The sequence below is a fragment of the Dictyobacter arantiisoli genome, assembly GCF_008326305.1.
Classification (GTDB): domain Bacteria; phylum Chloroflexota; class Ktedonobacteria; order Ktedonobacterales; family Ktedonobacteraceae; genus Dictyobacter; species Dictyobacter arantiisoli.
This window is the reverse complement of record NZ_BIXY01000058.1, coordinates 1-12,868: the sequence shown is the minus strand read 5'-3', so window position 1 is coordinate 12,868 and position 12,868 is coordinate 1. Positions and strand designations below refer to the sequence as shown.

Below are 12,868 nucleotides of genomic sequence, written 5' to 3'. Positions count from 1 at the left end.
TGGGCCAATGCTAGTAGAAAGCTCTCTTGGGAAGTTCGATATGACACTATCCATGGTGGAAAATGGCAGCAGGTTAGAAGGAACCCTTGAGTACGACACCGATCTGTTTGATGCTTCCACCATCTCCCGCTTCATCCAGCATTTTTGCACCCTGCTTCAGGGTATTCTTGCTGATCCCGAGCAACGGCTCTCAGATCTTCCCTTATTAGAGCAGCAAGAACGTCATCAGTTGCTTATAGACTGGAATGTTCCGCAGGAACAAAACCAGTTTTCTCTGGATATCTGTTTTCCTCAATACTTCCATGCTCAGGTTGAGCGTACTCCAGACTCTGTAGCTGCAATCTTTGAGGGAAACCAACTAACATATCAGGAATTACATCGACGGGTCAATCAATTGGGGCACTATCTCCAGTGCATGGGGGCGGGACCAGAGATACGTATAGGTATCAGTATGGAACGTTCGCTAGAGCTGCTCATCGGAGCGCTTGCTATTCTTAAGGTCGGAGGAACATATGTGCCGCTTGATCCATCATACCCGTTGGAGCGGCTACGCTTTATGCTTACAGATGTACAGGTATCACTCCTCTTGATCCAGGAACGGCTACGTGACCAACTCCCTATTGATGATGTTGCACATGTTGTCTGTCTGGATGCTGATTGGCCTGACATTGAGCAGGAGAGCGCAGAGAATGATATCAGCGATGTACAGATGGATAATGCCGCATATATCATCTATACTTCTGGCTCAACTGGAAGGCCAAAAGGGGTCGTGAATACGCATCGTGGCCTCATCAATCATCTCTGTTGGAGGCAAACTGCTTATCATCTCGATGGTACTGACCGAGTCTTGCATAAGACGCCCATGAGTTTTGATGTTTCGGTGTGGGAATTGGTATGGCCGTTAATGGTTGGAGGCAGTATTGTTATCGCCAAGCCGCAAGGCCATCTAGATGGTCATTACCTGGTGAAATTGATCCAGGAGCAACAAGTGACAACGCTCCATTTTGTCCCTTCCATGCTGCGAGTGTTTCTTGATGAACCTGAACTAGAACGCAGTAGAAGTCTCAAGCACGTTATATGTGGTGGAGAGGCGTTGACTGATGATCTACAAGAACGTTTCTATGCTAGCCAGACTGCACAGCTCTATAACCAATATGGGCCAGCGGAGGCTGCTATCGATGCCACATTCTGGACATGTAATAACACTGATAGCCAACGTACGGTACCAATAGGGCGTCCGATCGCTAACACGCAGATCTATATCCTGGATGAGCAATTCCAGCCGGTTCCATTCCTGGTGACCGGAGAGCTCTATATTGGCGGCGAAGGACTGGGTCGAGGATACCTCAACCAACCCGCATTGACCGCCGAGCGGTTTATGCCCAATCCCTTCAGCGCGATTCCAGGTGCTCGTTTATACCGAACGGGTGATCTGGGACGTTATCTGGCTGATGGCACGATCGAGTTTCTGGGTCGGCGCGATCATCAGGTCAAGCTGCGCGGATTCCGGATTGAATTGGGCGAGATTGAAGCGATCCTGGAAGAGCATTCAGCCGTTTCAGGTGTTGTAGTGATGATACGCGAAGAGGTTGTGGGAGATAAACGGCTGGTGGCATATGTGGTGAGCAAAATTGATGAGAAGCATGTCTTGCCTGACGAGTTGAAGCGGTACCTTGGGGAGCGCTTGCCGGACTATATGGTGCCATCGATCATCATAGTGTTGGATGCCTTCCCTCTTACACCAAATGGTAAAGTTGATCGGCAGGCGTTACCGTCCCTTCACATAACGTCTCAACTGACCGCAATTGCTCCACGTGACGAATGGGAGTTACAACTGGTAAACATCTGGCAAGATATTCTGAATGTTTCCCCGATCAGTCCCACTGATAACTTCTTTGACCTTGGTGGGCATTCTCTTCTGACCATGCGTCTCCTGGCCCGAATCCAGCAGCAGTTTAACCAGCGACTTCCCTTAACCACGCTTTTCCAGCGAGCAACCATCGAAGGTCTGGCAAGCGTGCTCCGTCAGAAGCCGGATCTTCGCCCAAGATTCCCACTTGTGGGCATTCAACCCCATGGATCAAGACCACCGTTTTTCTGTGTCCATCCAGTTGGTGGAAGTGTGTTAGTCTATCTCAATCTTGCGAGACATCTCCACAGTGAACAGCCATTTTATGGGTTGCAAGCTGCTGGGCTGGATGGTGAGCAAGCGCCGTATACAGACCTCGTTGAGATGGCCAGATACTATGTTGACGCTATCCGAACCATCCAGCCTCACGGCCCCTACCTTCTGGGTGGTTGGTCGATTGGTGGTGCTATAGCCTTTGAGATGGGTCAGCAACTGTACCGCCAGGGGCAGGACGTCGCGAGTGTGGTGCTCATCGATAGCTCAGCAGCATCCTATTTTGATCAAACGATAAGACAATCAGGTACTGATGCAAGTATACTGGTAAATTTCCTTCAAGATGCAGGAGCTGTCTTCGGGCAAGACTTCACTCTTCCCGATCTAAATGTTCTGCATGTCCCTGCAAGCGAACAATTACAGTTTTTGCTAGAGCAGGCCCATCTCCAAAATGTGTTTCCTCGAGATATTGGCATTCAGCACATAAAGCAGCGTCTGAATGTATTCAAAGCCAACACGAGAGCCATAGAAGGCTATGTCCCTCAAGTGTATCCAGGAGATATCACGCTTCTGCGTGCTGAAGAAGGGGCGCAGTTATTTTCTGCTGATCCCACGTTGGGGTGGAGTGCGTTGGTTCAGGGTCAGGTACGTATTATTGATGTTCCAGGGGATCATTATACGATGTTTGCATCTCCGCAGGTTCAGGTTCTAGCTGACCGCCTGGGTATCACTCTTGATGCAGCAATTGAGCACGATGAAACATTTTCAGAGGTTGACTAAGCAAAAAGAAAGTCATTCGACGTGGAAAAAGACAAGCGTATCTGTGCTTTCAGATGTTAGGAGAGAGGAAAGACATGTGCTCCTCAACACCGTGACAGTTGTCTAGCATGCGTTGTGCGGCAAGATCATACATCGCTACATATCAAGGAGAAATATGGATGGACAAAACCATACTGACACAATTTGTTCGTGAGGGGATTGAACAACTCTATCAAGAGGATCCAACATTGTATGAACTGCTTGAGCAAGAGTATCGGCGGCAAACGAATGTTCTTACAATGGTGGCGGCATCGAGCGTTGTAGATCCGTCGGTGCTGGCTTGTGAAGGTTTTGTGGCAAGTAATGTCACCGCTGAAGGATATCCTGCAGCCAGGCTTCATGCAGGTTGCGAGGTGGTAGACAAAATAGAGCGTCTGGCGATCGAAAGAGCCAAAAAGGCATTTGGTGCTCAGTATGCCAATGTACAATCGCATTCAGCAAGCTCAGCGAACCAGTCTGTTATGTTCAGTCTACTCAAGCCAGGTGATACGATTTTAGGTATGAGTCTTAATGCAGGCGGCCATTTCACGCATGGTGCAAAGTCCTCGGTAAGCGGTCAGTATTTCAACGCGGTGAGTTATGGACTTGACGAGGAAGGATTCATCGATTATGAGGAAGTGGATTGCCTGGCAAAAGAGCATCGCCCTAAACTTCTTATTTGTGGTGCCACTGCATATCCGAGAACGATTGATTTTCGCCGCTTTCGCCGCATTGCTGATGACGTAGGTGCTATTCTACTCGCCGATGTCAGCCATATCGCAGGCCTGATCGTGGTGGGCGAGCATCCTAGCCCGATCGATTACGCTCATATTACAACCACATGTACCCACAAACAACTCTACGGACCACGAGGAGGATTAATCCTCCTGGGACAAGACTACAACAGTCTTATCCCAGGAGGGAGGCGAACGTTTACAGAAACGATTCAGCAATCGATTTTTCCGTTAGTGCAGGGGGCCCCCAATATGAATGCTATTGCCGCAAAAGCGAGAGCTCTGGCGTATGTAATGACGCCCGAATTTAAGGAAGTCGCCCGTCGAATTGTTACTGATGCAAAAAGTATGGCCAAGAACTTTGTCGAGAAGGGATATACCGTATTTACAGGAGGAACGGACAATCACCTTATTCTTCTCAATATTCTTGTCAATGGTATGACAGGTGGAGTCGCCGAACGTGCGCTTGAGGAATGCAACATTATCGTGAATAAGACTCGAATTCGAGGGGACGAACAAACGGGCTCAGTGATGAGTGGAATTCGGATAGGTACGAATAGTCTGGCCCTTCGGCGGATGGAGCGCAGCGAGATGGGTCAGTGCACTACACTGATTGATACAGTTCTCTCGTCGTTAACTGTTTTGAACGAACGCGAGTATGTGTTGGACGCGGGCGTGAAAGAACGAGTGCGAAATGATGTACAAGAACTATGCCAGCGCTTTCCAATACCTTGTTATCCATTGGCCCCCACACCAGCATACATACGAGAAGAGTCCTAAGATTCAATGGAGAGCAATTGATGTCTATTTATAGCGTGTTGTGCCAATATCCCGAAATGATGTGAGGTAGCATTCATCTGCAGTAACGAAGGGCAGGTATCTATTGAATGGTCTGAGTTCGAGGTTGAAAACAACACAACATTGATACGCAGGTGAAAAAGGAGAAGCTGTCTATGGGTTCTATTTCTTCTGAGGGAACTAGAGAAAATCGAAGAGAACAAGCTATCAGCTTGAGAGCCAGGAGCACTATAGTTTCACCTATCCTGGAGATCACATCTTTGGCTGGAGAAATGAACGATGTCGTATCACTTGGCTGGGGAGTTCCTTCCTTTAAAACACCAACCCATATCAGAGAAGCCGTACGGAAGGCACTGGTGGATGATGACTCACTTGGCACGTATAGTCCTCTTAGGGGATTATATGAATTGCGAGAGGCGATAGCCGCCAGGCTAGAAAGCCAGGAAGGGGTGAAGATTGACCCTCAGCAGGAGATTGCCGTGACTGTAGGGGCAATGGAGGCTCTCTTTGCTACTTTGTTAGCCATTGTCGATCCTGGCGACGAGATTATTCTCCCGGTGCCTGGTTTTGGCCCACATGCCTCTCAGGTGCTTCTGGCTGGCGCAACACCTGTGTATGTCAATCTGGATGAAGAAAATGGGTGGAAGCTTGATGCTCAACAAATCGAGAGGGCAATGAGCCCTCGAACGAAAGCCATGATCGTTACCCATCCCTCTAATCCGACTGGAGGAGTCTTTGGCGAGGAAGAGCTCAAAGCCGTTGCCGAATTGGCGCTTAAGTATAATTTCTACCTCATCATGGATGAAACATATCGTGCTTTGATCTATGACGACCAGAAACTCTTTAATGTATTCCGCATTCCGGAGATGAGAGAGAAGGTCGTGAGTTGTTATAGCTTCTCTAAAGAGTATGCGATGACTGGCTGGCGTGTTGGGTATGTATATGCGGAGAAAAGGCTGATTCAAGAGATATTAAAAGTTCATGATGCTTTAGTTGTCAGTGCTCCACGTATCTCTCAAATAGCGGCTTTAGCGGCTTTGCAAGGTCCGCAAGATTGTGTGCAGGAATTCAAAGAGGAGTTAGCAGCGAGAAGAAATCTGATCTGCCAGCATCTCGATAGACTGCCAAACCTCTTTGCATACCACAAGCCAGAAGGCACGTTTTATATCTTTCCCCGTCTGAAACTTGCAGTTGATTCCTTCCAGTTTGCCTTAACGTTGCTTAAAGAGGCGAAAGTTGTGATCATTCCTGGCAATGCCTTTGGTCCTGATGGGAAAGACCATGTACGTCTTTGTTTCTCTACGGAGCGATGGGAAATAACGGAATGTTTTAATCGATTAGAGAGGTTTATCGCGCACCATCATGATTTGCTCTAAGCGGATCAGCAGTCACATGTTGTGTATTATAGGTAATGTATATAAGTTAGATGAGAGGCCCTTACATCAATGACTATTCAGATCTTTGGAGAAGAAAGAGCCCAGCGGTATAATAGAGCGCTTAAACGGTGCCCATATGCTCGTGCAAATGAACTGCTCCCTATTTTCATTCTTTTATATGGAGAGCAGTTACGCGACAGCACGCTGGTTGAACTGGCATCAGGTACTGGATACCTGACGGATATACTTGATCATCTGGTGAAGCGCGTCATCCGAGTGGATAAATCCCCAGAAATGCTTACAAAGCTTCATACTGATACTGATCTGGTATATGCAGATCTCAGGGAAGTCAGCGAGAAGATAGATAAAACATTGCAAGTAGATGCAATTACATGCCTGGCTGCCCTGCATCACGTTTGTGAGATCGTGGATGGAAAAGCGCAGAGCCAGGAATCAGAGTTGAGCCAGTTCCAGACAATAGAGAGTTGGATCAGGCTCCTTGCGCCAGGTGGAAAGTTGGTACTCATCGATGTTGGCGTTCCCGATTTGCCATCGAATGCGGATGATTCATTGTCTGTGCCGATTGAACGCTACTATAGGAGAAAGCAGGAAATGTATAGTCAAACATATTTCTCCATCGATATACAGTTCTTGAAGGCGATTCGAGATGCAAAGCCTGAGTATTTTATTGGTCATTATATTGAACAGTTGATTGCCCGTGAAGTAGACACGATTTCTCTTGCTAGCATTATTGAACATCAACAATTGCGAGGTCAGATACAGCCAGACAAAATAATCGCCGTTGACTTTTTCGATGAAATCGTCGCCAACTTCTCTATTGATGGGCATATTGCTCATTTCCTTCGAGAGGACCATTTGAGAACAGCTCTGAAGCAAAGCGGTCTGAAAAAAACGCTTGTGACATGCCTTCCAACGACATGGACCTTTAAATCAGAGGCGGAGGCCGTCTGGTTTGTAAGAGAATTGTTCGCATTAGGTGAAGGATCGGTTTTATCACCAGAAGATATGGTGGTGCATGCAGATTATGAGCGAGTCAAAGGGTATATCAACCAGTTTCTGGGCATGACGACCGAAGGTGAAACAGTCTATGTCAACTGGCAATTGTTGTTTGCCTATGGAGAGAAAGGCTAACAACAAGACCATTTTCAGTTTGTGATAGCAACTGTGCCTTTCAGAATCGATGAGAACCTGGTATCTATGAAGTAGAGAAGGGATTGGATACGTCATGACATTTACTGCGCGTGTTGATAGAGTGATGCGTATATTTTTCGATGCAGCAAGGAATGTAACGAGTCTTGGTGCGATTATGACTTTACATCAAGCACTTCCTAAGGTCTCAGGGAAACTCGTGTTGCCAGGTTTGGATGCTTCAGTTGAAATTCTGCGTGATCGCTGGGGTGTACCACATATATATGCAAAGAGCAATAACGATCTATTCTTTGCGCAAGGCTACGTGCATGCTCAAGACCGTCTCTGGCAGATGGAGTTTCAGAGGCGTATTGGACATGGCCAACTTTCGGAAATCTTCGGATCGCGTACGCTGGATGCTGATCGTTTTACTCGTACTCTTGGACTCAGCCGTGTTGCGCAAAAAGAGATAGAGACGCTTGATGAGGACACACACAATGCAATCAGATCCTATGCCTGTGGTATAAATGCCTGGATGGCACAGCGAAAAGGTCGATTACCCCTTGAGTTCTCTCTTTTGCGCTTCGAACCAAGACGCTGGGAGGAGGTAGATATACTCATTGTGGGCAAGATTCTTTCACTGAATCTTTCCGAAAACTGGCTCACCGAAATTTTGCGAACACGGATCATCGCTACTGTTGGAGAGCAGCGTGCAGCGGAACTGGAACCCGATTATCCAGATGGGCATCCGCTGACAAATCCTTCTCGTGGAGACTATCATTTCGGGGTTAGTTCACATGTTTCCGCTCTCTCTGATATTATGCCGTTGCTTGATTCCTATGATGCCAGTAATGGAAGTAATGCCTGGGTTATTGGAGGATCGTATTCCTCCACTGGGCAGCCGCTACTGGCTAATGATCCACATCTTCCTATCCAACTGCCTTCGCTATGGTATGAAAACCATCTTGTTGGGGGGGATTACCAGGTAACTGGTGCTAGTATACCTGGTGCTCCGGGAGTAATCATCGGTCACACCGAGCACATTGCCTGGGGTATTACGAATGGCAAGACAGATGTGCAGGATCTCTACATTGAGAAATTTGATGCTGATGATCCGACGTGCTACGAATTTTGTGGGGAATGGCGGCAGGTAATGACGGTACGAGAAGAGATTATTGTACAAGGTCAAGATGATCCGTTTATCGAAGAGGTGCGAGAAACATTGCATGGACCAATCGTCTCGTCGCTGATCTCCGGTTCCCAGCAGCAAGGTGAGAAAGCTGACCAAGTATTGTCATTGCAGTGGACTTCACTGGAGCCGAGTCAAATTTGTAGCGCAGTGCTCGCTCTGAATCGGGCACAAGGATGGGAGAGCTTCACAGAAGCCATCGCTATGTGGACCTCGCCCGTGCAAAATTTTATCTATGCGGATATCGATGGTCACATCGGGTATAGACTAGGTGGGACCATACCCATTCGGAAACTCGGAGATGGAAGGTTGCCTGTACCAGGTTGGACTGGTGAGTATGAATGGACTGGGAGTATTCCCCCTGCAGAGCTTCCGGCTATGCTTGATCCACAAGGAGATATCATTGTCACCGCGAACAATCGCATTGTGAATGAGAAGTTCCCGCAACCACTTTATGCAGAGTGGGACCCCGGTTATCGTGCGGCTCGGATAGACGAGATGCTTCGGCAATCATCACAGCATACCATTACCTCTTTTGCAAAGATGCATGCGGACCAGCGGAGTTTACCTGGTCTCCAGCTTGCTAGCATCGCCTCTACCTTGCCAACTCCAACGGATCTGGCCAGGCAGGCACGTGATGTCCTCTCCAAGTGGGATGGAGAACTGAGCAGTAAGAGTATTGGTGGAACGGTTTATGCGTATTTCTGTGATAATCTTATGGATAGCGCCTATCGTGAAATCGCTGAACCACTCAATGTTGTTATACGGCCTGGAGGACGACCTGGAATGGGCTATCTTCAACGTGCATTACCTGACATGCTCACTCGTCTCAATACACGTGATGATGCCTGGTTGCCAGCGGGACGTACATGGGACTCTATTATCCTTGAGGCATGGAATGCCACATTACAAGAGTTGCAAAATGATTACGGGAGTGATATCCGCAGATGGCACTATGGGCGTAAGCATACCATCACGTTTCGTCATACGTTGGGTGTTTTGCCTCTGTTAAAATCAGTCTTTAATCGAGGACCCTTTGCCACTGGTGGCGATGTGAATACCGTCTGTATGGGGTATGTTCCGCGTCGTTTTGTTCGTGCACCACTCTTTGTTGGACCATCCTACCGTCAAATCTGTGATCCTTGCCAATGGGATCGTAGCATAAGCATTCATCCTGGTGGTCAATCAGGTCAGCCAGGAAGTCGTCATTACGCTGATCTGATACCCCTGTGGCTGCGTGGAGAGTATCATCCTATGTTATGGAGCCGTGATCAAGTCAATAAATCAGTGAAGAGCAGATTAACGATTGCCTCCAGGTAGCGATCTGCTCGCTCGACGGGGGGATACAGTTTATTCTGTGATGTTATGGTGCAATTGGGTCGAATGTAGCTACCGAAGTGATACTGCGAGGCTTCAGATGATTTGTGAGATCAGAGCTGAAGCCGAACGCTGCAAAGAGAAAAGTGTGCATCCATAATAAGGAAGAGCCGGATGGCATTTCTGAGTGAGCGAGGATACATTCTGCTTCCAGGTGAGCATCATTCACAGATTCTACAGAGAGCCTAATGACGGCAAGGATGCAAGGGTGTTTTCGCCAGCGCCAATACGTTGAGTAACCCAGTCTCGCAGAAATGCCATCTCTCGATCAAAAAAGTGATCGTTTACCTCGCCATATCCCCAATTATCCCAGTTCCCGGTATGTAGACCGAGAAACCAGATGTGTCTCACCGCGACAAATAAAGGGATTGCCTGTATATTGATTGGACGAAGCTTCCGTCGTTCCTGGTATCCGTTAAGAAACGAGGTCCATAGTATTTCAATATCTTCATCCTTCCTTCCCAGACGAGTTTTACCCAATGCTGCAGCCCAGCAAAATACAGCGAGATCGTATGCCCTCCAGCCAAATCCACATACATCAAAGTCAAAGAACGTGAGCTTGTGTTCTCCTGCGAGGTTCGCATTTCCTCCTTGGAGATCGCCGTGGCAGGGGCCAGTATCCAATTCTCCAGCAGGCAACGTTGCAATATGCTCTTTCAGTTGATGAGTAAGTTGGAGGAGGTATGCCCAATCATCAGGACGATGTGCAATTACCGGTTGAATACACTGAAGGGACTTATCGAGGAGAAACTCCAGATCAAGATGAAAGCGAGAATGCGCGCTTGTGAAGTCGTCGGTAGTTGTGTGGATGTCAGCCAGATCACGTCCGTAGAGAGAGCTAACCGTGGCATTCAAGTTTCCAAACGTCAATGATTCTCCCTCGGCATATGTAAAGAGGACGACGTGTCTGGGACCCTCGGGGGTCTGCAATGTGCGGATGAATGTTCCATCTTTACGTACAAGAGGTGTAGAAACAGAAATTCCTTTACGACCAAGATGGAGAAGAAGATCTATCTCATAGAGGATATCTGACGCCGATCTCCATGCCCATCCAATAGTTCGTGGCGCCTGGTAAACGCGGAGAATATACTTCTCCGCGTTCGTTATCACAAGATAGGTATCATTCAAGTTGTGAGCAATCAATCTGCACGCGATAAGTTGTCCAATGTTGTAGTCTGTTAATACCTCTGACACCAAAGCGGAGGTTGAGAGGAGTGAGTGTGTGACGGGAAAGAACGGAGTGTGTTTCGTGCTATCATTCTGAAGGGGGGATAGTTCCGACATCAAATGATCTCCTTACTGTTTTCTTTATTGCCATAGAGACACTTCTGTTTCCGAAAGAGTGACTGGTTTCTCAGTAGCATCGGAACGATAGCCAGTCTCCGAAGAGAGCATGTCTGCGACCCTGGGCTGACTGAGACACCAAGGGAATATATTTGCCTTCCTCCTATTTTTCCTGGCAATACCAGTGTGTAGATATGTACTTGAATTAGGAAAATTTTCGTGTTCTGCAAAGGTAAGTGTATGCATATTATACGACGATCCAAATAGATCGGGTGGCTTCTGTGGCTTCTGCACGCTCCTTTGTTTTTCGGACTCGTGTTCTCAGATATGCGTCAAACGGGACATCTTATGGGTAAAAGTATGCTATGAGCATGGGTTTCCTCTTTACTTCTTTACTTTGAGTATCTATCCTTGAAGAAGGGGACTGACAAGCGTTGTTAGCCCGAATGAAAGGAGAGAGAAGTGAACCACTCCCTTGATGAAATTGTGCATGCTGAGAAGCAGCTTCAACAGGCAATGGTGAACAATGATGTGCAAGCCCTTGAACGATTACTACATGATGATCTGGTGTTTATTGATGCCGAGGGAAATGTACAGGGAAAACGCGATGATCTCGAAAGTCATGCGTCTGGTGCTGTTGTTCAGACAGCAGTGGAGTTTGTCGAAGAACCAGTTATGCAATTCTATGGAGAAAGCGCAATTGTTGCAGTAAAAGTTCATGTAAAGGTGCGATTACAGGGAAAACCTCTTGAGGCTTTCTGCCGCTATCTGCGTGTATGGCTGTTTCAGGATGAGCGCTGGCAAATTATCTCAGGAACTGTACGTATCATCTCTTGATTACGACTCATATCATCTGTTTTCTTCATAACGCAGTGCTTCTGCTAGAAAAGTCACTCTTTGCTCAGCTGCATACACAGGCTTTTCTGGGGAAAGCGGTACTCTTAATCAGTTTTACTTTGCGGCTGGTAGCACCTTACGTGAGACTACCTCTTTCTGGCAGATGAACTACAACACGGTTTTGACCGATAAACCGTCTGACTCGCCATTGACCCATATCCTGTCCTATGGGGACAAACTGGCTGGCAAATCACACTATCAGAGGCGAGGCTATGGAAAAGAAGCGCTTCGCCTCTTTCTTCAGTTCATCCAAGACCATTATCCGCAGTGTCAAGCGCTTCAACTCACCGTCCATCCAGAAAATGAACATGCACAGCGCCTCTACATCGACGTTGGATTTCAACCAACGGGCAAAAAAATACTGCTTGGGCCCAGATTTTGCATCATCGAGCCTGCGGAAGAACCCACTATCTTCTACCCGCTCGGCGATTATTTTTGCCCGGATGGTAATATAGAGACGTGCAGAAACCGACTCACGACATAGGTTACACATACTGTTAGCAACCCTTGCAACAACATCGTTACATGGCTGAGGGTGCGGCAAGAATTTTTTGCGCGAGGTAGAGCCGAAGAACATGCTCTGTTCTGATCGGTATCGTTGACAGGAATCCGGAAAGATGAAACACTGGTCACCTGTTCTTCGCTCATGATCTGAAACAAACGTGCTGTACCTGTTTGTTTCAGATCATGATATATGTAGCTCCTCAGGGTTCGAAAGAGGTGCCGCAGTTGAAACAGTAGTGGAAGTAGGTCGGGCAGCGTGCATCACAGACAGGGCAGGTCAAAGCCTTCTCATGCTCGCCAAGAAGCAAACTGGCTTCTTCTGGAATGGGGAGAGCGTTTTCGGCAGCCATGTTCTCACGGTTGAACGTATGTAACACTGCTTCTCGTAGGCTATCTAGCTCTTCGGTATGCAAAACATCTCGGAGCACCTGAGAGGCAATAAGACCTTGTTGTTGGCTGGATGGTTGATTGTCTTCACCTCTTTACCAACGACGAGTTGGTCCACTGATCAGATCTCGCAGCTCTACCGAGCACGCTGGCAAGTCGAGCTCGTTTTCAAACGGATGAAGCAGGTTCTCAAACTGGCACAATTGCGTGGGAAAACACCTCAGAGCAACGAAGCCACCTTGTTCGCCTTGCT

Annotated in this window: 9 protein-coding genes; 8 read left to right on the top strand and 1 reads right to left on the bottom strand. The window is 47.7% G+C overall.

Annotated elements, in window-relative coordinates:
- The first annotated feature begins 40 nt into the window (after positions 1-40).
- The 5 genes from F1593_RS18015 to F1593_RS17995 all read left to right on the top strand — a co-directional run bounded on the left by F1593_RS18015 (position 41) and on the right by F1593_RS17995 (position 9,486).
- Complete coding sequence (locus F1593_RS18015) at positions 41-2,902, top strand: non-ribosomal peptide synthetase (protein ID WP_172632222.1); 2,862 nt, start codon at positions 41-43, stop codon at positions 2,900-2,902.
- A 158-nt stretch (positions 2,903-3,060) separates the two neighbouring features.
- The gene (glyA, locus tag F1593_RS18010) at positions 3,061-4,434 is read left to right on the top strand and encodes a serine hydroxymethyltransferase (protein WP_149402955.1); all 1,374 of its coding nucleotides are present in this window, start codon (positions 3,061-3,063) and stop codon (positions 4,432-4,434) included.
- 278 nt (positions 4,435-4,712) lie between these two features.
- A complete protein-coding gene (locus F1593_RS18005; protein ID WP_172632221.1) occupies positions 4,713-5,828 on the top strand; it encodes a pyridoxal phosphate-dependent aminotransferase in 1,116 nt (371 codons plus the stop codon).
- 69 nt (positions 5,829-5,897) lie between these two features.
- Positions 5,898-6,980: a class I SAM-dependent methyltransferase gene (locus F1593_RS18000; RefSeq protein ID WP_149402953.1), complete on the top strand. Its 1,083-nt coding sequence runs from the start codon at positions 5,898-5,900 to the stop codon at positions 6,978-6,980.
- A 175-nt stretch (positions 6,981-7,155) separates the two neighbouring features.
- Positions 7,156-9,486, top strand: a complete 2,331-nt coding sequence (locus F1593_RS17995; RefSeq protein WP_172632220.1) for a penicillin acylase family protein — start codon at positions 7,156-7,158, stop codon at positions 9,484-9,486.
- 231 nt (positions 9,487-9,717) lie between these two features.
- Here the strand turns inward: F1593_RS17995 and F1593_RS17990 are convergent, their stop codons facing one another.
- Positions 9,718-10,827, bottom strand: coding sequence for a phosphotransferase (locus F1593_RS17990; RefSeq protein WP_149402951.1), 1,110 nt, complete (start codon positions 10,825-10,827; stop codon positions 9,718-9,720).
- 462 nt (positions 10,828-11,289) lie between these two features.
- Between F1593_RS17990 and F1593_RS17985 the strand changes: the two genes are divergently transcribed.
- From F1593_RS17985 to F1593_RS17975, 3 genes are all read left to right on the top strand, one after another.
- On the top strand, positions 11,290-11,664 hold the full coding sequence (locus F1593_RS17985) for a nuclear transport factor 2 family protein (RefSeq protein WP_149402950.1): 375 nt from the start codon (positions 11,290-11,292) through the stop codon (positions 11,662-11,664).
- A 163-nt stretch (positions 11,665-11,827) separates the two neighbouring features.
- Complete coding sequence (locus tag F1593_RS29865) at positions 11,828-12,208, top strand: GNAT family N-acetyltransferase (RefSeq protein WP_149402949.1); 381 nt, start codon at positions 11,828-11,830, stop codon at positions 12,206-12,208.
- Positions 12,209-12,674: 466 nt separating this feature from the next.
- On the top strand, positions 12,675-12,868 hold a 194-nt coding region (locus F1593_RS17975; protein WP_172632218.1), incomplete at its 3' end, for a transposase.